Source organism: Syntrophus aciditrophicus SB, assembly GCF_000013405.1.
Classification (GTDB): Bacteria; Desulfobacterota; Syntrophia; order Syntrophales; family Syntrophaceae; genus Syntrophus; species Syntrophus aciditrophicus.
Genome location: NC_007759.1, coordinates 2,734,480 through 2,756,120 on the forward strand (window position 1 = coordinate 2,734,480; position 21,641 = coordinate 2,756,120).

General features: G+C 56.6%; 14 protein-coding genes, 1 tRNA gene, 1 pseudogene and 1 CRISPR repeat array. Of the genes and pseudogenes, 7 read left to right on the forward strand and 9 right to left on the reverse strand.

Annotated features, from left to right (window positions below):
• Window positions 1–344 precede the first annotated feature (344 nt).
• Complete coding sequence (locus SYN_RS12840; protein WP_011418612.1) at window positions 345–4,616, forward strand: amylo-alpha-1,6-glucosidase; 4,272 nt, start codon at window positions 345–347, stop codon at window positions 4,614–4,616.
• Window positions 4,617–4,649: 33 nt separating this feature from the next.
• On the opposite strand, the gene SYN_RS12845 is transcribed toward SYN_RS12840, so the two are convergent.
• Window positions 4,650–5,480: a zinc metalloprotease HtpX gene (locus SYN_RS12845; RefSeq protein ID WP_011418613.1), complete on the reverse strand. Its 831-nt coding sequence runs from the start codon at window positions 5,478–5,480 to the stop codon at window positions 4,650–4,652.
• Between the two features lie 98 nt (window positions 5,481–5,578).
• Entirely contained in the window at window positions 5,579–5,785 is a 207-nt protein-coding gene (locus tag SYN_RS12850) for a PspC domain-containing protein (RefSeq protein WP_011418614.1), read from the reverse strand.
• A 237-nt stretch (window positions 5,786–6,022) separates the two neighbouring features.
• On the opposite strand from SYN_RS12850, the gene rnhA reads away from it, so the two are divergent.
• Window positions 6,023–6,544, forward strand: coding sequence for a ribonuclease HI (rnhA, locus tag SYN_RS12855; RefSeq protein WP_011418616.1), 522 nt, complete (start codon window positions 6,023–6,025; stop codon window positions 6,542–6,544).
• Window positions 6,545–6,577: 33 nt separating this feature from the next.
• Here the strand turns inward: rnhA and SYN_RS12860 are convergent, their stop codons facing one another.
• Window positions 6,578–6,952, reverse strand: a complete 375-nt coding sequence (locus SYN_RS12860) for a hypothetical protein (protein ID WP_011418617.1) — start codon at window positions 6,950–6,952, stop codon at window positions 6,578–6,580.
• A gap of 64 nt (window positions 6,953–7,016) precedes the next feature.
• Window positions 7,017–7,526: a molybdopterin-guanine dinucleotide biosynthesis protein B gene (gene mobB / locus SYN_RS12865; protein ID WP_011418618.1), complete on the reverse strand. Its 510-nt coding sequence runs from the start codon at window positions 7,524–7,526 to the stop codon at window positions 7,017–7,019.
• 249 nt (window positions 7,527–7,775) lie between these two features.
• On the opposite strand from mobB, the gene SYN_RS15475 reads away from it, so the two are divergent.
• Together SYN_RS15475 and nth are read left to right on the forward strand one after the other, a co-directional pair.
• Complete coding sequence (locus SYN_RS15475; protein ID WP_011418619.1) at window positions 7,776–8,606, forward strand: formate dehydrogenase accessory protein FdhE; 831 nt, start codon at window positions 7,776–7,778, stop codon at window positions 8,604–8,606.
• Between the two features lie 24 nt (window positions 8,607–8,630).
• A complete protein-coding gene (gene nth / locus SYN_RS12875; protein WP_011418620.1) occupies window positions 8,631–9,251 on the forward strand; it encodes an endonuclease III domain-containing protein in 621 nt (206 codons plus the stop codon).
• A gap of 141 nt (window positions 9,252–9,392) precedes the next feature.
• Here nth and polX read toward each other — a convergent pair whose 3' ends face one another.
• Window positions 9,393–11,135: a DNA polymerase/3'-5' exonuclease PolX gene (polX, locus tag SYN_RS12880; protein ID WP_041585113.1), complete on the reverse strand. Its 1,743-nt coding sequence runs from the start codon at window positions 11,133–11,135 to the stop codon at window positions 9,393–9,395.
• A gap of 224 nt (window positions 11,136–11,359) precedes the next feature.
• On the opposite strand from polX, the pseudogene tpiA reads away from it, so the two are divergent.
• From tpiA to SYN_RS12895, 3 genes and pseudogenes are all read left to right on the forward strand, one after another.
• Window positions 11,360–12,110: pseudogene (tpiA, locus tag SYN_RS12885) on the forward strand (triose-phosphate isomerase).
• A gap of 33 nt (window positions 12,111–12,143) precedes the next feature.
• Window positions 12,144–12,536: a preprotein translocase subunit SecG gene (gene secG, locus SYN_RS12890; protein ID WP_011418624.1), complete on the forward strand. Its 393-nt coding sequence runs from the start codon at window positions 12,144–12,146 to the stop codon at window positions 12,534–12,536.
• Window positions 12,537–12,695: 159 nt separating this feature from the next.
• Window positions 12,696–12,782, forward strand: a tRNA-Leu gene (locus tag SYN_RS12895).
• Window positions 12,783–12,906: 124 nt separating this feature from the next.
• Window positions 12,907–18,504: direct repeats of the CRISPR family, unit length 32 nt; unit sequence GTTTCAATCCACGCCCCCGCATGGGGGGCGAC.
• Between the two features lie 181 nt (window positions 18,505–18,685).
• On the opposite strand, the gene cas2 is transcribed toward SYN_RS12895, so the two are convergent.
• The 4 genes from cas2 to cas7c form a co-directional block, all read right to left on the reverse strand.
• The gene (gene cas2, locus SYN_RS12900; protein ID WP_011418634.1) at window positions 18,686–18,976 is read right to left on the reverse strand and encodes a CRISPR-associated endonuclease Cas2; all 291 of its coding nucleotides are present in this window, start codon (window positions 18,974–18,976) and stop codon (window positions 18,686–18,688) included.
• A 45-nt stretch (window positions 18,977–19,021) separates the two neighbouring features.
• The gene (gene cas1c, locus SYN_RS12905) at window positions 19,022–20,053 is read right to left on the reverse strand and encodes a type I-C CRISPR-associated endonuclease Cas1c (protein ID WP_011418635.1); all 1,032 of its coding nucleotides are present in this window, start codon (window positions 20,051–20,053) and stop codon (window positions 19,022–19,024) included.
• A complete protein-coding gene (gene cas4, locus SYN_RS12910; protein WP_041585114.1) occupies window positions 20,050–20,682 on the reverse strand; it encodes a CRISPR-associated protein Cas4 in 633 nt (210 codons plus the stop codon). The genes cas1c and cas4 overlap by 4 nt, the downstream gene beginning before the upstream one ends.
• 75 nt (window positions 20,683–20,757) lie before the next feature.
• Window positions 20,758–21,633: a type I-C CRISPR-associated protein Cas7/Csd2 gene (gene cas7c, locus SYN_RS12915; RefSeq protein WP_011418637.1), complete on the reverse strand. Its 876-nt coding sequence runs from the start codon at window positions 21,631–21,633 to the stop codon at window positions 20,758–20,760.
• Window positions 21,634–21,641 lie beyond the last annotated feature (8 nt).

Below are 21,641 nucleotides of genomic sequence, written 5' to 3' on the forward strand. Positions count from 1 at the left end.
ACCACTCCAGACTGAAATCAGAAAAGCACATCTACCACACCCCCTGCAGGATCACAACAGGATATGTCAGCCTGCGGGAATTGCTGCAATTCGAGGCATGCCATTACACTTTTTATGCGGCATTCGCTGAAAACAAATTGACGGCCTTTCCATTCCCCGTTATTCTTCAAAACACCATGATGAAGACACAGGTTTCTTTGGACATCTAATTTCATTCCCGATTCAAGAGGAGCTCAAGGCAGAGGGGCAGAGGCGGCGGCGTTCAGCGGAAGCCGCCGAGACGCCGACAGCGAAGCCGGGGCAAAAATCTCTTTGACAGGGGATGACAGAACAAACGGACGATCATGAACGCGATTCTTACCCAATCCCCAGCGCCGGGGAAGCACCTGCTGCGCTTCTGCGGCGACCTCGTTAGTTTTTCACTCAGTGTACCGGCAGAGATGGAAGGGACGGCTTTTGTCCGCACCAACCTGGGACACGCCCATATCACCCGCAGGGAAATCATTCGCCAGGTGGAATACAATGAGCCCCTTCTGGGACGCGACTGGTTCGACATCCCCATGAAGGCCGTGGGGCCCGGACGTTTCGAAGCCGTTCTGGCACTCACGGAAGTCGGCCATTTCGAAGCCAAGTGCCTGTTTATCCCCGCAGGTCGACCGGAACCGCTCTGGCCTCCCGGGAACAATACGGTCATCAACTCGGAGCCGGCTGACACCTGCTGCGGAAATATCATCTATAACGCCTTCATCCGCCAGTTCGGCCCTTACAAGACGATGGCCAGGGCCGAGGCCGGCCCCGTCGATACGATCAAAACCCTGGACCATGCCGGATACACCGTTATCCCGCCGTCGGGAACCTTCCGGGATCTGATCGCGGAACTGGATTTTATCCTCAATCGGCTGGGCTGCCGCATTCTCCAGCTTCTGCCTATTCACCCCACTCCCACGACGTATGCGCGAATGGGACGATATGGCAGTCCCTATGCGTCCCTGAGTTTCACCGCCGTGGATGCCGCGCTGGCGGTTTTTGATCCGTCAGCCACGCCCGTGGAGCAGTTTCTGGAACTGGTGGACGGGGTCCACGCCCGCCACGGCAAAGTGATCATCGATATCGCGATCAATCACACCGGCTGGGCGGCCAGCCTGCATGAAAGCCATCCCCAGTGGCTTGCCCGCAACGAGAAGGGGGAAATTGAAGCCCCCGGCGCCTGGGGAGTGGTCTGGGAGGACCTGACCCGCCTGGATTACAGCCATAAGGACATGTGGGCTTACATGGCGGATGTCTTTCTGACATGGTGCCGCAGAGGGGTGGACGGCTTCCGTTGCGACGCGGGCTACATGGTTCCCGTACCGGCCTGGCGGTACATCATCGCCAAGGTGCGGGAGCAGTTTCCCGACACCGTCTTTTTCCTGGAGGGTCTGGGTGGGAAAATTTCGGTTACGCGAGAACTGCTCAGCCAGGGCAATTTCAACTGGACGTACTCCGAGCTGTTTCAGAATTATGAGCGCAATCAGATCGAGTGGTATCTTCCCGAAACGATCGAGGTGTCGGCCGGTGAAGGGATCACGGTCCATTTCGCCGAAACCCACGACAACCCGCGCCTGGCCGCCACATCTCTCACCTACGCGCGCATGCGCACGGCCCTGTGCGCCCTGCTGGCGCCTCACGGGGCCTTCGGCTTCGCCAACGGCGTGGAATGGTTCGCCGCGGAAAAAATCAATGTCCACGAGCCCTGCGCCCTGAACTGGGGAGCGGAAGAAAACCAGGTGGATGCCATTGCCCGGCTGAATGTCATCCTGAAAACTCATCCTGCCTTTGGCCCCTCCGTGGATCTGTCGCTGATCGGCCGAGGCCAGGGAAACTTCATCGCCCTGCTGCGCGACCATCGAAATTCCGGGCGGAAGGTTATCATTGTAGCCAATCTGAATTGCAGCGCTACGGTCACCGCTCAATGGCACAGAAGCCATGCCTCCTTTGCCGGAAATTCAGCGGTGGATCTGCTCACCGAAGAGAATATTCCTTTGCAGAGTTCCGACAGCCAGACCTCCGGCATCGACCTGGCCCCCGGTCAGGTTCGCTGCCTGACTTCGCCGGACGATCCCTGGCTGGCTCAGTCCCATCTCGATCCCGGCGTCATCCCCCCCCGGGTGATCCGCCAGCGCCTGCGTGCCAAGGCACTGGAAGCGATGGCGGGTTTCAGCACGGAACTTACCATGGAGCCCGATGCTGCGGCGGAGCTCCTGACGGCTGACCCGTCAGATTTCTGCCGTCGTCTCAATCGGGAAAGCGACGCTTCGCGGGTCGTGAACTGGCAGTTTCCCTCCGATCTGCGACGGCAGGTGATGATCCCCCCCGGTCACTTCATCCTCTTCCGCGCCGATCATCCCTTCCGCATCCGCATTATCGAAAACGGACGCATTCGGGCCACCGAACAGAGCCTCAACGATAAAAACGACCGTCCGTTTATTCTGCTCGCTCCCCTGAAAGCACAGAACGGCCACAAGCTGCTGACCGTGGAAATCACCCGTCACACTCCTCAAGGCAGCGTCCACAACACCGGCACGCTTCTTTTTCTCGCCGACGGTCTCGATGCGCGCGTCCGCACATCCTTTTCGCGCAATGACTGCCATCGAATGCCCCTGCTGGCTCTGGATACCAACGGCCGCGGCGCCATGATGCGGGTGCATGCCGACTGGTGGAACCTGCGAAGCCGCTACGACGCCCTGCTGGCCGCCAATCTGAATCCCGATTTTCCGGAAGACCGGCGAATCCTGCTGACCCGCTGCCGGGCCTGGGTCGTCTTTCAGGGATATTCCGCGGACGTCAATCTGGATTGTCTGGCCCGCTTCGGTTTTGATTTTCAAAAAGGGGCCTGGTGGAGGTATCGCATCCCCACGGGGCAGGGCGAGCATATCGTTCTGCAGATCACCCTCTCCATGGCCGATGACGCGGCCAACACCGTCCGGTTGACCGCCCGGCGACTGGCCCGCATCGAAGCTCAGCAGGAGCTGGACGACTCAAAGCCGGTTACCCTGATTATCCGGCCGGACATCGAGGACCGTAATTTCCACTTCACCACCAAAGCCTTCACCGGCCCGGAACAGAGCTGGCCGAAAGCGGTCAGCGCCGGCACAGACGGACTCACCTTTGCCCCCTGTCCGGATTACGGCCTTACTATGCGGATCGACTCGGGCCGTTTCGTCAGCGAACCGGAATGGTACTATATGGTCCACCGCTCCCTGGAGGCCGAGCGGGGTCTGGACCCGGACAGCGACCTCTTCGGCCCCGGCTACTTCACCTGCGAATTGCGGGGCGGCGCTCATGTCACCCTGACCGCCCGGGCACAAACCGGCCGGGCAGTTTCAGAATCGTCCCCGAAAGTGCCCGCCTTCACCGTCTGGACGCCCGACGAAGGCGGATTGTCTCTGGAGCAGGCGCTGAACTCCGCCCTGGAACACTATGTGGTGCGCCGGGGAAACTTCCGCACGGTAATCGCCGGATATCCCTGGTTTCTCGACTGGGGACGGGACACCCTGATCGTTGTTCGCGGCCTGGTGGCTGCGGGACAGATCGAAACGGTCAAGGACGTTTTACTCCAGTTCGCCCGTTTTGAGGCCGACGGGACCCTTCCCAACATGATTCGCGGCAGGGATGCAGGCAACCGCGACACCTCGGACGCCCCCTTGTGGTTTTTCACTGCCTGCGCGGACCTGGTTGCGGCCGAAGGCCATGATCATTTCCTGGAAAGCGACTGCAACGGACGAACCGTCCGTCAGGTCCTGGCGGACATGGCGACGTCCATCATGACGGGAACGCCCAACGGCATCATCATGGATCCCGCCTCGGGCCTGCTTTTCAGCCCAGCGCACTTTACCTGGATGGATACCAATTTCCCGGCCGGCACCCCCCGGCAGGGCTATCCCATTGAGATTCAGGCCCTCTGGTTTGCGGCCCTGAAATTTCTTTCCCGCGTTCATCAGGAAAAACGGCGCTGGCAGGATCTGGCCGATAAAGTTCAGGCCGGCATTCAAGCCCTCTTCTGGAATCCCGAAGCAGGTTATCTGGCGGACTGCCGTCACGCCGTTCCCGGACAGAGCGCGCTTCTGGCCGAACCCGACGACGCCCTGCGCCCCAATCAGCTGCTGGCCCTCACCCTGGGGGCGGTCAGCGACCCGGAAATCCGCCGCTCGGTCCTGAAAGCCTGCGGGGAGCTGCTCGTTCCCGGAGCCATCCGCAGCCTGGCCGACCGTCCCGTGCGGCTGCCCCTGGAAATCCGCCATCAGGGGCAGCTTCTCAACGATCCCTGGCGCCCCTACTGGGGCCGCTACTCCGGTGACGAAGATACGCGCCGCAAACCGGCCTATCACAACGGCACAGCCTGGACATGGCTCTTCCCTTCCTTCTGCGAAGCCTGGCTGGACTGCTACGGTCCCGCCGAAAAGGCGACCGCCCGATCCTGGCTGTCCAGCAGCCTTCTGCTGATCAACAGCGGCTGCGTGGGTCACGTCCCGGAAATCGCGGACGGCGACGCCCCCCATACCCAGCGAGGCTGCGATGCCCAGGCCTGGGGAGTCAGTGAACTGCTGCGGGTTTGGAAAAAACTGGATTCGGCTTGAAAGTGGACTGTCAGGAAGGAGAGAACCGGTTCCTTATCGGACTCCGGATGCCTTCATCTCCAGCAGCCGTTCGATCCGTTTCTCGATCGGCGGGTGTGTACTGAAGAGATTCATGATGAAATCGCCTGATAGTGGATTGACGATAAACATGTGGGCGGTTGAGGGGTTTGCATCCATCGGTTTCGCCTTTGAAGCGAGGGACAATTTGCGGAGAGCGCCGGCCAGGGCCTCCGGTTTTCCCGTCACCCGGGCGCTTCCCGCGTCGGCCTCGTATTCCCTCGATCGGGAAATCGCCATCTGAATCACCGTGGCCGCGATGGGCGCGACAATCGCCGTGGCAATCGCGGGAATCATGCCTCCTCCCTCATCATTCCCGAAAAAAACGGCCCAGCGGGACAACAGCACAACGGCGCTCGCCACCGTCGCCGCCATCGTGCTGATCAGGATATCCCTGTGCTTGATGTGGGCCAGTTCATGGGCAAGAACGCCTTCCAGTTCGTCCCTGTTCAGGATTTTCATAATTCCGGAAGTGACGGCAACGGCGGCATGATCTTCATTCCTCCCCGTGGCGAAGGCATTGGGCGTTTCACCGGCAATGACGTAAAGCCGGGGCTTCGGTATCCCGGCCTTCGCGGAGAGGGACTCCACGGCCTTATGGAGCACCGGCGCCTCCTGAGAGCTGACCTCCCGTGCGGAATACATCTTCAGGACGATGCTGTCCGAGTACCAGTAACTCCCGAAATTCATGAGGACGGAGAGGACCAGGGCGATCACGACGCCGGCGCCTCTGGCGACAAAATAGCCGACCAGCACCAGCAGACCGGACAGGGAGGCCAGCAGGAGAATGACTTTGAGTGTGTTCATGACTTCTTTTTCCTTTACGTTTTTTCCGCGCCGGTCTGTCCTCCGGCACAGCCTGCTTTAATCATCGGCGCCCCATCTTTCAGGGGGAATCAGCGCATTCAGACGTTTTCGCCTTTCGGAACGAATATCCAGAGAAGAATATACAGCAGGAGTCCAAAACCGTAGAACAAGAACAGAAACGCGAACAGCAATCTCCAGCACCAGGACGGAATGGGCGTATGCTCTCCCAGTCCGCCGCAAACCCCGCCGATCCATTTGTCCGTTTGCGATTTCCTGAATCGCTGAAGCCAGTTTTTTTCATCCATATCGCAGCCTCCTGTCGGATTTCCGGACTTTCTTTATACGGATACGCTATGAGATATCAAAACCGGCTGTATTGTAAAGGGGTTTCTGCATATAGCCAGTTTCATCTTGATGAAAATCGACTGAAGTGTGATTGACGGAACATCCCGAGACGGAATAATTTATACGGAATAATTTATTGGGAAGGGGGCCCTGCTCATGATATATGCCCTTTTCAAAAGAAAGGCGTCCCGAAATACATGAAAGCAACCAGCAAAGCGAAAACACATCCCCCCGGGGCAACCGCTGCGAAGGATCCTCAAAAACAGGTCATCATATACACCGACGGGGCCTGCCTGGGAAATCCAGGACCGGGAGGGTACGGGGTTGTTCTTCTTTATGGGGAGCACCGGAAAGAACTCTCCGGCGGCTATCGGCTCACTACGAACAACCGGATGGAGATCCTCGCGGCCATCAAGGGGCTGGAGGCCCTGAAGAGCGCCTGCTCGGTCACCCTTTATTCGGATTCACAATATCTGGTCAATGCCATCAACAAGGGATGGGCGCAACGCTGGAAGGCGAACGGCTGGAAACGGAACGCCCGGGAAAAGGCGCTCAATCCCGATCTCTGGGAACGGCTGCTGGAACTCTGCTCCCGCCATGATATCACTTTTGTCTGGGTGCGTGGGCACGCGAACAACAAGGAAAACGAACGCTGCGATGTCCTGTCCAAGGAGGCCGCGGGACGGGCCGACCTGAAAGCCGATCCGGGCTACCCCTGAGTTTGCCTGAAACCGGAATGACTATACAACCGTTTATTCCTTTTCCCCTTCGGCCTTCCCGTTTTTTTCCAGCTTTTTTGCCGCCTTCTTGTCCTGTTTCGCCTGCGCCTTGAGTGCTTTTTTCTGCAGCTTGGCCTGGGTTTTTTCTTCCGCCTCGACCGGGGTCGTCACGGCTTCCACTTGTCCGCTTTCAGAAGAATCCCCACCGGACGGCAATGCCGGCAATTGCCGTTGCGGAACCGGTCCGGCGCCGGCTTCCGGCTCCATTTTTTCCGTTGCTCTTCCCGCCCGAACTTTCTCCATGACATATTTGGCAAGGGACTTTCCGAACTGGGCGATAAAGCCGGTGACGAGAACAATGAGCACCCACTTCAGGATTCTTTCAAAATCGATGCTTTCCATATTCATCAGTCCCGGGAAATCCGATCAGGAAAAGGAAGGATGCTCCGTGCCTCTGTTGTCGGAACGAGCCTCATTTCAGGACCGCCGCTTCGATAAGATCCACCAGCCCCTGGACATCGTTGATATCCAGACAGGGCGCCTCAATGGACAGGGGCACATCACTGGCCACGGCCAGCAGATTGTCCTCCGGAGCGCAGAGCAGTTCCCTTTTGAGGACAGCCCGAGACACTTCGATCTTCGGGTGGGGATTGCCCTTGAACCCCTCCGTCAGAATCAGATCCACATCGTGGATATAGCGTTCCCGCAGGGCTTCGATGCTGAGATCTTCCTCCACATCTTCGATCAGGGCCACCTTTTGGGGTGTCGCAACAACCGTCGCCCGGGAGCCTGCCTGCCGGTGCCGCCAACTGTCCTTGCCTTCCTTATCGATCTCGAAGTCATGGAGATGATGCTTGATGGTCGCCACCCGATATCCCCGACGAACCAGTTCCTGGATCAGTTTTTCGATCAGGGTTGTCTTTCCCGAGTTGGATTTGCCAACGATGGAAATGATCGGAATGAGAGATTTCTTTTTCACCATTTCTTCTTCTGCCGCCTTTCTTCAGCGCCATGCGGTTCAGACCTGATACAGAACGGCCGCCTGCATGCGTTTTCGATTAATCTCAAAGATTCTTAAGGTTTATAGATGAAGCGCCCGTTTCTTTCAAGGAATATATCCATAAAAAAATAGTATTAATTGCTTGCACTTTCCCTGTGAAAGGTTATATACGTAGCCAGCGTTTTGAACAGGATTTAAAGCGCAAGTACAAAGACGGGAGGCTTAAATTGCATGGCGAACATGCTGGGCGCCTTAAAAACCATTGAACAGTACAAGTCCGACAGCCCGCACTACAGCGAACTGCTGGATATCCTGGCGGAGTTGCTCATTCTGCGGGAAGAGTATCGCAAGACCGCCGATAAGACAATCTTTCAGGTGGATGACCATCTGATCCCCCAGAAGGTGGCGGGCGGATTGCCCCTCATCGATTTTTTTTCCGGGAAATTCGATGTCTCCGTGCCGCAGAACTATTTTCTCCGGCTGCTGGATATCGCGGAAAAGCGCTCTCCGGAGAAAGCGCAGGAAATGGTGGCACAGCTTCATGACGGGGTTCTGGATTTCGAAAAGATGGTCCGTCATACCTTCGATCCCCTTTCTGAAGAGGAGTTCCCGGACGAAAAGGATGACGATTTTTTCGATCTCGTGGAACTGTTTCTCGAGGAAAGCCTGAGGCCGGAGCTGGAAAAAGTCGCCCATCAATATGGTGACAGGATCTCGAAGCTCGGATGGAACGAAGGATATTGCCCCATCTGCGGCAAGGAACCGAAGATCGGAGAAATCAAGGCCAGCGACGGACGCAGGTATCTCTTCTGCAACCAGTGCGGTTTCGAATGGCATTATCGAAGGGTGAAATGCCCCTTCTGCGGCAACGAAGAACAGCAGGCCCTTGCCTACTTCACGATTGAAGGGGACGAGCGGTACCGGGTTGATGTATGCAACGTCTGCAAGCGCTACATCAAGATCGTCGATCTGCGGGATACGGAGCAGGAAGCCAATCTCGACGTGGAAGACATTGCTACCCTTCATCTGGACATGCTGGCCTACGAAGAAGGATACAGTTAGCCTGAAGAGCTGCCGGCCTGGCTCATGGAAAAAGAACGGATCGCCCTTCTGATTCAAAAGCTTGAAGACAGCGCGGGAGCCGCGGAGTTCCCCATCGTCACCCAGCTGGCGGAAACCCGCCGCGATCCTTTTCTGATTCTGATTTCCACAGTACTCAGTCTCCGGACAAAGGATGAAGTCACGGCCACCGCTACGGAGCGGCTCTTCAGCCTGGCCTCAACACCGGAAACCATGCTGGAGCTGAGTGAAGAGGAAATACGCCAGGCCATCTATCCCGTCGGCTTTTACCGAAACAAATCCCGGCAGATTCGCGAAATCTGCCGGGATCTTATTGAGCGATTTTCCTCCCGTGTTCCCGATTCCCTGGAAGACCTGCTTTCCCTCAAAGGCGTTGGACAGAAAACAGCCAATCTGGTCCTTTCCCTCGGCTTCGAGAAAGACGCCATCTGTGTGGACACCCATGTACACCGGATTTCCAACCGCCTCGGCCTGGTGAGCACGAAAACGCCGGAACAGACGGAATCGGCCTTACAGAACGTCCTGCCGCGCCGTTACTGGTCCCGGTACAACACCCTCCTGGTCTCCTTCGGTCAGCGCGTCTGCCGCCCTCTTTCTCCCCTCTGCAGTTCCTGTCCCCTTTGCTGAACTCTGTCCACGCATCAACGTCACCCGGCATCGATGAATTCTGCCCGGTCGCCTCTGTTTCTCTCGCTTCGCGCTTCTTTCGGCGGTTCCCGGCACATGATTCACCGTAAATGACTGGAGCGACTTTTCCGCAGCCCGCAATCATCCAGTCCGGCGGTAGGCTTCGTCCCGCTTCAGGTAAGACAGGACCTCCCCAAGCGGCCGGCAGTTCAGGATATGGGCAGGCCGGCACCAGCCGCGCCGGGCCATGGCGATCCCGAAGCGCACCAAATCGAAGTGTTCGGGACGATGGGCATCCGTGTCGATGGCCAGCAGAACGCCCAGTTCCCTGGCCCGGTAGATGGAAATGTCCTGAAGATCCAGCCGGTCCGGCATGGAATTGATCTCCAGAATCTTGCGGTGCTGCGCCGCCGCCTGAAAGACGGCCTCCAGATCCACGGCGATGGGCTCCCGCTGACCGATGAGGCGGCAGGTCGGATGGGCAAGAATATCCACATGAGGGTTTTCCAGGGCCTTCAGAATCCTCCGGGTCATTTTTGCCTCGCTCTGATTCAGGGCGGAATGCACCGACGCCACGACCACATCGAGACGGGAAAGAATCCCGTCCGGCAGATCCAGTCGCCCGTCGGCCAGGATATTGACTTCAATCCCGGCCAGCAGGCGAATCCCCTCGAGCCGTTCATCGAGCTGTCGGATAGCCTGCATCTGTTTGAGCAGCCGCTCTTCATTCAACCCTCCGGCAATCCCCAATCCGCCGGAATGATCCGTAATGGCCAGATACTGATACCCCAAGGCCTTCGCCGCCCGGGCCATGTCCTCAAGAGATGCCGTGCCGTCGCTCCAGTTGGTATGCACATGGAGATCGCCACGGATATCGGAGCGCTCAACCAGCCTGGGGATGGCTTTTCTCTCTGCCAGATCGATCTCGCCCCGATCCTCCCGGATTTCCGGCGGGATGTACTGCAGACCCAGGCGCTCGTAAAAGGCCTCTTCCGTGGAGAACTTTTCCAACCTGTCCGTGGCGGTATCCGTAATGCCGTATTCGCTCAGCTTCAGCCCTTTTTTCTGCATGCGGGTCCTCAGGGCGATATTGTGCTGCCGGCTTCCCGTAAAATACTGGAGGAGCGAACCGAAGGCCTCGTGCTCCACCATCCGCAGATCGGCCTGAAGTCCGCCGGACAGGATCACGCTGGCCTTGGTCGGTCCTTGAGCAAGAACCTCCCGGACCTGAGGCAGGGACACAAATGACCGGATGACCGCCTCCGGATTATCCGCCGTTCCCATGAGGTCGATGTCGCCGAGGGTTTCCCGGAACCGGCGGAGACTCCCGGCCGGCACCAGATTTCTCACCCCCGGCAGAGGACGGAGCGCGGACAGAATCTCCTCGACGATGGGAAGGGCCTGCCCCAGCGGAATGCGCTGATCCTTGCGCCGCATGGAGCGGATCGAATGCAGGATATTCTGCGCCGTCCGGTCTCCGAGCCGGAAGAGATGGGCCACCTTGCCCTCCAGAATGGCCTGCTCCAGTTCATCGACAGACGAAATTCCCAGTTCGGTCGCCAGTCGATAGGCGGTTTTGGGACCGATCCCGGGAATTTCCAGCAGGGTGGAAAGTCCTTCCGGAAGGGAATCCCGCAGGGTTTCCCAGGCGACCAGATGCCCGGTTCGGACCAGTTCAGCCATCTTGGAGGCTATCGCCTCACCGATCCCGGGGAGGGCTTTCAGATCCTCACCCTCCGCCAGCATCGTCGCAACTTCCCGGGGCAGGTGTTCGATCACCTGTGCGGCCCGGCGGTACGCCCGGATCTTGAACGGATTTTCACCCCTGATCTCCAGAAAATCGGCCATCTGCTCGAAAATTCCGGCCATGTCGGCATTTTTCATAACCCCTCCCACGCCCCGCGATTCTTCGGTCCGGGCATACCGGGACCGAACCGGGACGACACAGAAAATCGCATCATAACAATCGTCGCAACTATCTTATATCGCATCACAAGACTTCAGCAACAGGAGAAAATGATTGACCGGCCGGTTATTAACCGTTATGCTCCCCATGTTTTGTGCTGCCCGGAGCACCCATTTTTGATCATCGAGGAGGTAAGCATGACATGATCAGACCGCTCATTGCCGGAAACTGGAAAATGTTCAAAACCGTTCAGGAATCTCTTGATTTTGTCACTCAGATCAAGAAGGAGCTGCCCTTATCCCTGGACAGGGATGTCCTGGTCGCTCCCCCCTTTCCCAGCCTTTACCCCGTTTCGGAGATTTTAAAAGACAGCCCCATCCGTCTCGCGCCCAGAACCTCCATGACGCGAAAGAAGGCGCCTTCACAGGCGAAGTTTCCGCGGCCATGCTTCTGGCTGCCGGCTGCGACTCGGTCATCATCGGTCATTCAGAAAGGCGCACCCTTTTCGGAGAAACCGACGCGATCATCAATAAAAAAATCCGGGCGGCCTGCGAAGCGGCTTGAAGCCGATTTTCTGCATCGGTGAAACCCTGGCCGAGAGGGAATCCGGCCAGACCTTCAGTGTCCTGGAAAGACAGATAAAACAGGGGTTGAATTCTTTTAACGTCAGTGATATACGGCACCTCGTCGTTGCCTATGAACCCGTGTGGGCCATCGGCACGGGCAAGACCGCAACGCCGGATCAGGCACAGGAGGCCCATGCCTTCATCCGCTCGACGATCGGCGGTGTTTTTGGAGCGGAATTCGCCTCCGAACACGCCATCCTGTATGGAGGCAGCGTGAATCCCGAGAACATCGCGTCGCTGATGAGCCGGCCGGATATCAACGGGGCGCTGGTCGGCGGGGCAAGCCTGAAGGTTGATTCCTTTCTCAGGATCATCCTGTACCCGTAAGAGGGTTGATAAAAAATTTAAAGAGGCAAAATCGTGCACATTCTGATTAACATTTTACATATTCTGTCCTGTTTCGTTCTTGTCCTGGTCGTTCTTCTCCAGGCCGGCAAGGGCGCCAATATGGGAGCGGCTTTCGGCGGCTCCAGTCAGACCGTCTTCGGCAGCAGCGGAGCAGGAACCTTTCTCGGCAAAATGACGACTGCAGTCGCCATCGTCTTCATGCTGACATCGCTTTCGCTGTCGTATACGTCGGTAAACAAAACTTCCTCGCTCATGGAAGGGGCATCCCGACCCGCTGCCGAAAAACCGGTGTCCGCGCCTGCGCCATTACCGTCAGCTCCGGCTGCAACTGCTCCGGCTTCCAGCAGCGCTCCGGCTTCCAGCAGCGCTCCGGCTTCGCCGACAACGACTCAACCGGCGAAATGAGGAAAGACGCTTTGAGAAAAAGCACCCAAAACCATCTTTTCGTATTGACAAAATCATCGGAGTTAAGTTAGCCTACGCTCCGATTGCAGGTTGCTCCATAAAACAGGATTCCGGAAGTACGCAGGACTTTTCAGGAAACGTCTGGAATTCCAGTAACATGCCGAAGTGGTGGAATCTGGTAGACACGCTATCTTGAGGGGGTAGTGGTTCATGACCGTGCCGGTTCAAGTCCGGCCTTCGGCACCATAATTTGAGCATTCGCTTTCCTTCATGAAAAAGGGGGTTGGTTCTTTCGGGAATCAACCCCCTTTGTTTTTCTGGAGGCTGGCTGATGTGGACCGGGCTGATCTTAACCGTCCCTTGGGCAGAAACATCAATCCACGCCCCCGCATGGGGGGCGACACCCATGATGATTCTCCCTTTCTTGTGATTTCTGTTTCAATCCACGCCCCCGCATGGGGGGCGACATCCCCTCTTGGTTAATTCATGTTTTATCAATGCGTTTCAATCCACGCCCCCGCATGGGGGGCGACATAGTGCTTGTATGCATCCGGAGCGGCGTGCTTTGTTTCAATCCACGCCCCCGCATGGGGGGCGACTTATTTACCTCCCATGTTGTGTTGTTTCCAGTTATGTTTCAATCCACGCCCCCGCATGGGGGGCGACCCGGAACCCCTCCGGGAAGGAAATCCCAATACGACGGTTTCAATCCACGCCCCCGCATGGGGGGCGACATAATTCACCTCTACGATTTGGATTTTAGACAACGTTTCAATCCACGCCCCCGCATGGGGGGCGACATAATTCACCTCTACGATTTGGATTTTAGACAACGTTTCAATCCACGCCCCCGCATGGGGGGCGACATAATTCACCTCTACGATTTGGATTTTAGACAACGTTTCAATCCACGCCCCCGCATGGGGGGCGACGTGCCTCGAGTTTGTAGGGCATGTAAATCAAGGGTTTCAATCCACGCCCCCGCATGGGGGGCGACACGCCTGCATCGGCTGAATCCGTGGGGTCACAGCGGTTTCAATCCACGCCCCCGCATGGGGGGCGACACGGCGCAACGGCACATCGACCGAGTAACGCGGACGTTTCAATCCACGCCCCCGCATGGGGGGCGACGATAGAGGTTCGGTTGCCAGACTCCTGATAAGCGTTTCAATCCACGCCCCCGCATGGGGGGCGACGATGCAAAGAGCCAAGGATTTGCCCGATATGCGGGTTTCAATCCACGCCCCCGCATGGGGGGCGACGGTTTGCAATCCGCACCCTGCGGCAGATCGACAGGTTTCAATCCACGCCCCCGCATGGGGGGCGACTCTCATAACTGAGGACGGGGCTTATTTGACTGACGTTTCAATCCACGCCCCCGCATGGGGGGCGACCTTGACTAATAAGCAATGTCATATTAATATGGTAGTTTCAATCCACGCCCCCGCATGGGGGGCGACATGCATAGAGGGGCCAACAAATGGCATGGAAGCCCGGTTTCAATCCACGCCCCCGCATGGGGGGCGACATTGTCTCCCCTGGGCGCTTCCCACCCCCATAAGGTTTCAATCCACGCCCCCGCATGGGGGGCGACTCCGCTACGGCTGATTTCTATGCCCGTTTTGGGGTTTCAATCCACGCCCCCGCATGGGGGGCGACATTAGATTGCAGAGGGGAGACATTGACCCTCAAGGTTTCAATCCACGCCCCCGCATGGGGGGCGACATTAACGTCAGTTCCTTCGGGAATTGATTCTCGGTTTCAATCCACGCCCCCGCATGGGGGGCGACATGCTCCAGCTTGTCCTCGGTTCCGTATTGCAGGGAGTTTCAATCCACGCCCCCGCATGGGGGGCGACCCGGATGACACATTGAGGTGAGCCTATGCAATTCGGTTTCAATCCACGCCCCCGCATGGGGGGCGACCCTATCCCTATATCCTGAACGGTTATCATTTCCGGTTTCAATCCACGCCCCCGCATGGGGGGCGACTGGCCAGGGAATCATTTTTCCGCATTGTTGTCCAGTTTCAATCCACGCCCCCGCATGGGGGGCGACGATGACAGCGCGGAAGAAATCGCAACCGTATTAGTTTCAATCCACGCCCCCGCATGGGGGGCGACGCGAATATCAGGGCATGTGCGCGGACTGCATCGAAGTTTCAATCCACGCCCCCGCATGGGGGGCGACATTGAACCGGCTTGCAACCAGACGGGGAGCAAAGTTTCAATCCACGCCCCCGCATGGGGGGCGACTTTATCGTCGTTATTCCCGCGCCGTTGCGTTCTGGTTTCAATCCACGCCCCCGCATGGGGGGCGACTATTCGTAACCGCAGGGTTGATGACATGATTCAGTTTCAATCCACGCCCCCGCATGGGGGGCGACTATTGATTCCTCTCATCGTCTCCTGAGGTAGGCAGGGGTTTCAATCCACGCCCCCGCATGGGGGGCGACATGGGTTAAGGGTTACTGAGTTATATTGCCCATTGTTTCAATCCACGCCCCCGCATGGGGGGCGACGAGAGGGCGGCTATCGTGCGCCAGGTGGCATTGTAGTTTCAATCCACGCCCCCGCATGGGGGGCGACGCCCCTGTTCCCGGTCGGTCAGGGGAAGCAGAAGGGTTTCAATCCACGCCCCCGCATGGGGGGCGACGTCCTGTGCCTCCTTTGGCCCGGTCTGAAGGGGATAGTTTCAATCCACGCCCCCGCATGGGGGGCGACATGGCGATCCGTTCCGATCCTTCCGTTTTAAGCTGTTTCAATCCACGCCCCCGCATGGGGGGCGACGAATATCTGGGATACAGCAACCTACTGTCTGGAGTTTCAATCCACGCCCCCGCATGGGGGGCGACTCTATCGGGACACCGGCAAGATGAGCGTTGACGGTTTCAATCCACGCCCCCGCATGGGGGGCGACTTGGCGTCCATCGCCTGTTTTAGCCGCAGCGCAACGTTTCAATCCACGCCCCCGCATGGGGGGCGACAGCTGTCAGCTTGGGCGAGTTGGGCGTCGGTTTCGGTTTCAATCCACGCCCCCGCATGGGGGGCGACAATTCACAATCATTGCGGCATTGCCGCCCTGAGGTTTCAATCCACGCCCCCGCATGGGGGGCGACCACATTGCTTTTTTGTTTAGCAGGTTTGCATCCAGTTTCAATCCACGCCCCCGCATGGGGGGCGACATGTTGAGCGGCGTTCCTCCAGGCTGAATTTTCAGTTTCAATCCACGCCCCCGCATGGGGGGCGACGATGGTGTCTGCGGATGTGGCCGAGACCGATCCGTTTCAATCCACGCCCCCGCATGGGGGGCGACCCTTCACGTTTGCGCCCTTCGTCAACATCCGATATGTTTCAATCCACGCCCCCGCATGGGGGGCGACACCGAGATTTGGTATTGGACAGCTTCATCATTGCGTTTCAATCCACGCCCCCGCATGGGGGGCGACAATGGCGGACAGTTACATCGGTCTGATCTGGGCGGTTTCAATCCACGCCCCCGCATGGGGGGCGACATGTCTCTCCCGTCCGCTGTTGTTTTCTCCCCCTGTTTCAATCCACGCCCCCGCATGGGGGGCGACGCGTTCCTTTCTATTGGTGGACGGGCAGGGAGTCGTTTCAATCCACGCCCCCGCATGGGGGGCGACTCCAGGTCTTTGCCGCAATCGTGACATTTGCCTTGTTTCAATCCACGCCCCCGCATGGGGGGCGACGAGGCTCGGACTGCTTTCACAGTCCTATCGGGATGTTTCAATCCACGCCCCCGCATGGGGGGCGACTTTTTCGATCTTACCTTGCCAAAGGGCGGCAGATTGTTTCAATCCACGCCCCCGCATGGGGGGCGACCGTAATCAAAAAAGAGCCACAAGTCGCCGGTAGCCAGTTTCAATCCACGCCCCCGCATGGGGGGCGACCGTAATCAAAAAAGAGCCACAAGTCGCCGGTAGCCAGTTTCAATCCACGCCCCCGCATGGGGGGCGACATTCCCCGATCCGCAGGCGCAGGCTCGTTATCTGGTTTCAATCCACGCCCCCGCATGGGGGGCGACATAAGTCCCTCGGTTTCGGCTGGCTTCATCATAGTTTCAATCCACGCCCCCGCATGGGGGGCGACTCAAAGCTATCAGCGACCTTTGCCCTCATTGCCCGTTTCAATCCACGCCCCCGCATGGGGGGCGACTAGCGCATCAGGACATCACTGGTTTGATTTGCTAGTTTCAATCCACGCCCCCGCATGGGGGGCGACGGCAGCCCGGTGGCCACGGTCTTTAGGGGGTGTTGCGTTTCAATCCACGCCCCCGCATGGGGGGCGACACAGGAATACGCATTTTCATACCCTGAACAATGCGTTTCAATCCACGCCCCCGCATGGGGGGCGACTTGCCTTCATTTTTCAGGTTCCAGTATTCCTTAGGTTTCAATCCACGCCCCCGCATGGGGGGCGACAGCAAGCCGCCTATGTTGGCAGGGGTTATGCCTGTTTCAATCCACGCCCCCGCATGGGGGGCGACATAAGTCCCTCGGTTTCGGCTGGCTTCATCATAGTTTCAATCCACGCCCCCGCATGGGGGGCGACTTCTTCGGAAACGCTTGCCGGTTCGGGCTTTGCTCGTTTCAATCCACGCCCCCGCATGGGGGGCGACCTGGCGTTAGGGCCGTATCAAAGAGGGTTTAGATGTTTCAATCCACGCCCCCGCATGGGGGGCGACTTTCATCAAGCCCTATTTCACTAACCCAAAAAAAGTTTCAATCCACGCCCCCGCATGGGGGGCGACTTAACAACCTCTGCCAGCGTCCGGACATATGCGGGTTTCAATCCACGCCCCCGCATGGGGGGCGACGTTTATAAGATAGTCATCGAAAGCAAACAGGAGGTTTCAATCCACGCCCCCGCATGGGGGGCGACCTTTGGGAAGGCCAGGACATATAAGCTCCTGAAGGTTTCAATCCACGCCCCCGCATGGGGGGCGACTCTGGCCGTTTTGCCCTTGCCGATCTCGATCTCGCCGTTTCAATCCACGCCCCCGCATGGGGGGCGACATTGTCAAGAATTATGTGTATTAATTCACCAATCCGTTTCAATCCACGCCCCCGCATGGGGGGCGACATTTGTGGGTAAGTCGTTTCCTATCAAATTTCCCGTTTCAATCCACGCCCCCGCATGGGGGGCGACGATGGATTCAATTTATTTTACAGAGCCCTTAAGGGTTTCAATCCACGCCCCCGCATGGGGGGCGACACGGACCCGCTCCCAATCCAGGGTCAGGGTGGGCTGTTTCAATCCACGCCCCCGCATGGGGGGCGACCTTGCCTGTTGACTACCGTTGACTACATTTTAGTTTCAATCCACGCCCCCGCATGGGGGGCGACCGATACACCATCGACTTCTATTCCCACGGGCGGGGTTTCAATCCACGCCCCCGCATGGGGGGCGACGTCCCACTCAATCGTGGAGATATCCGACGCGACCGTTTCAATCCACGCCCCCGCATGGGGGGCGACCATATCGAGTCGTCCTGGGCGGCGAATAAAGATGTTTCAATCCACGCCCCCGCATGGGGGGCGACTCTTTCCGGATGTCTGACCTGGGCGGCAAAGACAGTTTCAATCCACGCCCCCGCATGGGGGGCGACGCGTCCGCAACCTGGGCGATGTCTACGGCCATGACGTTTCAATCCACGCCCCCGCATGGGGGGCGACGGTAAGCTTCGATGTTGCTGCTGGCATTAAAGGTCGTTTCAATCCACGCCCCCGCATGGGGGGCGACGTGTAACCGGTACCTTCCCCAATCGGTTTTTCCTCGTTTCAATCCACGCCCCCGCATGGGGGGCGACGCTACCAGCCGATTGCTCCAGCCGTGGGCGTGCTTGTAGTTTCAATCCACGCCCCCGCATGGGGGGCGACCACTCCCGCCACACCGAGTCCCGGCACCACCGAAAGTTTCAATCCACGCCCCCGCATGGGGGGCGACTGTTTACATTTAAATTGAGATTTTAAGGATGCTTTTCAAGGACTTTCCGCGAATGGTAAGAGGATAGACTTATTTAGTGTACAATAAGATTAATGATCCTTTTTAATATCCGTAATATCAATTACTTATTTCATCCGCGAACTCCCATGCAAGATTATGACAGCTTGATGTTCGCGCCGGCTTAAATAACAAGGGGACCTTCCTGATCAATGGTTTTCTTCGCGCCAACATGTTCAACACGCCGTCGCCAATTCGATCCCAAAAAATAAAATCTCAAACTGTCTTCCTCGGGATTTATTTCATCAATCAAACTCTTCCGAAATAGTGTCCATTGTGCGGGATCAACAATGCACTCAAAAACAGAATATTGAACTCTTTGGCCATAATTCTGGCAGGTCTTTGCTATACGGCGCAATCGCCTGGCTCCACCAGTATCCAACTTAGCCACATCATAACTGACAACAACCATCATTTTTCGTTACCTGTTTGTTAAGTAATGTTCAAAATCGGTATTCTTTTATCTATAAATGAATGGCGGATACCCGTCCAGATCACCACGTAAGTACCTCGCAAGCAGCATCGCCTGAACGTGAAATAACAACCCAAAGGTTGTCCTTTCACCAAGAAAAGGATGAAGCATCTCCTCCTGCTTACGTTCCTGATATGAAACCAGCAATGTCCGGCGTGTATCATCATCCATCTGAACCGCGCCGGATTCGGATTTCTTAAAACCTTTTGCCTGTACTTTCCGGAGATTAACGAGAGACAATACCAGCCTGTCCACGATAAAAGGACGGAATTCTTCCATGATATCCAGCGCAAGCCCCGGTCTGCCGGGCCGATCCCGATGGAGATAACCTACAGCCGGATCTAGTCCAACCGCTTCCAAAGCTGAACGGATGTCGTGCACCAACAGGGTATAAGCAAAGGAAAGAAGGCAATTCATCGGATCAAGCGGGGGTCGACGGTTCCGTTCGTCAAATATGAATGCATCCTTCTGCATCAATATCAACTCATTGAACACACTGAAATATCGATGCGCAGCATCTCCCTCGATTCCTCTCAGGTTATCCAACGATTTTTCCCGCCCGAGCGAGGTCAGGCATCGTCCCAGATGATCCACCGCCTGCCGCACAGAATCGGCATTGATTTTCTCCTGATGATCTCTAAGCGCCCGCTGCAAGACGGTGCGACAATTGGCAATTTTTCCGGTGAGCACATACCTGGCCATGATCGCCGAAAATTCAGGATCATCGGCGCGTCGGTATTGTTCCCTGCGAAGCAAGACATTGCCGGAAACAGGCCCCTGAACCCTCGCCAGGAATCGGCCACGTTCAGACAAGAAACTGATGCAGACACTTTTTTCAGCGCAAAATCCCATCAGATAAGGGCTGCAACCAATATTGCCAAAGCAGACGATTCCTCCTAAAGTATGCACCGGAACGCGAAGGCGGACTTCCCGGTCCACCTTGACAACCACCGTTTCTCCTTCTTTAGATAGGTAAGCACCCTGGGTTGTCACAAAAAGAGTATTGAGATGTTTTTTCATGGATCACTCAGCATCCTGGACAAATAAGCCTTGACCGGACGTTTTTTCTGCATTTTTTTGGGCAGACATCCTTCAATAAGCGAACAGCTTTCGCAGTATTTTCCATAGGCCGGAGGGGGTGTCCTTCCTGATGCGATCAGTTCATGAGTCTGCCGCGCTATCGCTTCTGTTTTCCGACGCAGGTCTGCATCAAAGGCGACATCCAGACGGCGGCGTGTTTTGCCGTAAAACAGCGCCCCGCCCGGAATTTCCACACTCAACATCTCCTCCAGACAAATCGCCTGGGCGCAGAGTTGCACCTTATCGCAGTCGTCCATTTTGGGTTTGCCACGCTTGTATTCCACCGGGAAAGGCTGCCATCGGCCGTCTTCCATCCGATGAAATTCCACCACGTCAGCCATGCCGATCAGACCTAAACGAAAGGATCTCAACATCACGGCTCGCGCGATGCGTAGATCCCCGCGTGATTCCTCACCCTCCTCATGCGCCCGCTCATGCATCAACCGCCCTTCGGCAGTCAGACGGTTTTCCGACCAGGCCTGTTCAATATGGATCAGAGCACACTGGCGAGGGCAGAAGCAGTAATGCTGAAGAGCGGAAATCATGATTAAGTCATCTTCGTCGAACATGGCATCACATTCCCGGATTCGGAACCCAACTGATGACCTCAAGTGATAGAGCGGCCTTTACGGTACCTTGCCAAATTAAAATCCAGCAATCTCTTCAGGAACCAAACCGTTAAGAGGTTCAATGATGTAAGATCCATCAGGATTAACCTTCAGAGATCTGTGAACCTTTGCGGACGAATAGTCTCCGGATTTGCTGTTGTGTTGCCACCAAAGCACTTTAACCACTTCCATCGAGCCTTCCGGGCGTGCCGAGGAGGCATCATTTTCGAAAATCTTTGGAAGAATCGCTTTAATAACTGCGGCATCTTTATCTGAAAACCCAGTGCGTTCAGCAAGTTGAGGGTTCATAGTTCCGTAAGTAACATAAATTCCTCTGTCAACGCGATGCTTCATGCCCATGGTGTCGGAACTTCTCTTCTTTCCATCACCTTCACCGCTTACGCTTTTTGTTATTTGAGTGCTTGAAATACTTACAAGATCTCTGCTAAATGCAGACTGAATTGTAACAGGTCCACGAACGGGAATAGACACGCCATCAGCATCATTTCCTTTGCCAAAAGCGAATACCTGTCCGAATGCACGAACGTCAAACCACTTCTCACAGGCTGATTTTGCTGTCTCATCTTTTTTCGCATTAGCTCCAAAAGCCTTCTTACCCAAGCCATTTTTCTCTGATTCTGCACGATTTCGAAGACTGGTCTCTCCGTCAATTTTTCGATCATCGGATTGCACAAAGATAGCTTGCCCCTTCTTTTCTTCTTCATTTTTCAGTGAGACGTACTGCTCAACCAAACGATCACGGATTTTACGTTTGAGACATACATCAGTAATCTCGCCGAGCCCTTCATAATCGGTACGGGGACGGTTTCCATTTAACGGATCTCCATTAGGATTGGCATTTTTTACACTCATTATGATTGCGAAATCGATTTTCTTGCTTAACGTAGCCATATGTATTT

Excerpts from the sequence above, each read along its gene's own strand:
- rnhA (WP_011418616.1), top strand. The coding sequence starts at position 6,023 with ATGAAAGCAACCAGCAAAGCGAAAACACATCCCCCCGGGGCAACCGCT.
- SYN_RS12860 (WP_011418617.1), bottom strand. The coding sequence starts at position 6,952 with ATGAATATGGAAAGCATCGATTTTGAAAGAATCCTGAAGTGGGTGCTC.
- nth (WP_011418620.1), top strand. The coding sequence starts at position 8,631 with ATGGAAAAAGAACGGATCGCCCTTCTGATTCAAAAGCTTGAAGACAGC.
- cas2 (WP_011418634.1), bottom strand. The coding sequence starts at position 18,976 with ATGATGGTTGTTGTCAGTTATGATGTGGCTAAGTTGGATACTGGTGGA.
- cas1c (WP_011418635.1), bottom strand. The coding sequence starts at position 20,053 with ATGAAAAAACATCTCAATACTCTTTTTGTGACAACCCAGGGTGCTTAC.
- polX (WP_041585113.1), bottom strand. The coding sequence starts at position 11,135 with ATGAAAAATGCCGACATGGCCGGAATTTTCGAGCAGATGGCCGATTTT.
- SYN_RS12850 (WP_011418614.1), bottom strand. The coding sequence starts at position 5,785 with ATGGATGAAAAAAACTGGCTTCAGCGATTCAGGAAATCGCAAACGGAC.
- mobB (WP_011418618.1), bottom strand. The coding sequence starts at position 7,526 with ATGGTGAAAAAGAAATCTCTCATTCCGATCATTTCCATCGTTGGCAAA.
- SYN_RS12845 (WP_011418613.1), bottom strand. The coding sequence starts at position 5,480 with ATGAACACACTCAAAGTCATTCTCCTGCTGGCCTCCCTGTCCGGTCTG.
- cas4 (WP_041585114.1), bottom strand. The coding sequence starts at position 20,682 with ATGTTCGACGAAGATGACTTAATCATGATTTCCGCTCTTCAGCATTAC.
- SYN_RS12840 (WP_011418612.1), top strand. The coding sequence starts at position 345 with ATGAACGCGATTCTTACCCAATCCCCAGCGCCGGGGAAGCACCTGCTG.
- SYN_RS15475 (WP_011418619.1), top strand. The coding sequence starts at position 7,776 with ATGGCGAACATGCTGGGCGCCTTAAAAACCATTGAACAGTACAAGTCC.
- cas7c (WP_011418637.1), bottom strand. The coding sequence starts at position 21,633 with ATGGCTACGTTAAGCAAGAAAATCGATTTCGCAATCATAATGAGTGTA.